1 protein-coding gene is annotated in these 602 nt (G+C 70.1%); it reads left to right on the top strand.

All coding sequences use genetic code 11. The features are described from left to right. On the top strand, positions 1-602 hold a 602-nt coding region (locus J7643_20010; GenBank protein MBO9542876.1), incomplete at both ends, for an SMP-30/gluconolactonase/LRE family protein.

Below are 602 nucleotides of genomic sequence, written 5' to 3'. Positions count from 1 at the left end.
GCACAGAGCCCACCGAGCCGCCCGCGGCGCCCGAGCTGTCTGCCGAGACTGCCAACGGCAGCGTCGCGAACCTCACGTGGACCGCGCCCGAGGGTGCGCGCAGCTACACGGTGCTGCGCACGATGACCACGAACGCCGGTGCGCAGTTCAACTCACCGATGGACGTCGCCGTCGCAGCCGACGGCACCATCTACGTCGCCGACTCCAGCAACCACCGCATCCGCAAGATCGCCCCGGACGGCACGGTCACCACCCTCGCAGGGTCCTCGGCGGGATACGTGGACGGGACCGGCGCCGCTGCCAAGTTCGTCCAGCCGCGTGGTCTGGCCATCGGTCCGGACGGGAACGTCTACGTCGCCGACACCGGCAACCATCGCATCCGCAAGGTCACGCCCGACGGTGTCGTGACCACGGTCGCCGGTACGGGCGTGAACTCCTTCGCGGACGGTGCGGCCAAGACGGCAGCCAAGTTCAGCAACCCGTGGGACGTCGTCGTGGCCGGCGACGGCACCATCTACGTCGCCGACTACGGCAACTACCGGGTCCGCAAGATCACCACCGCTGGCGCCGTCAGCACCCTGGCCGGGACGGCCACCAAGGGC

The organism is bacterium (genome assembly GCA_017744355.1).
Taxonomy (GTDB): Bacteria; Cyanobacteriota; Sericytochromatia; order S15B-MN24; family UBA4093; genus JAGIBK01.
Note: the sequence above shows the minus strand (reverse complement) of the source record. Positions and strands in the feature narration are given on the sequence as shown.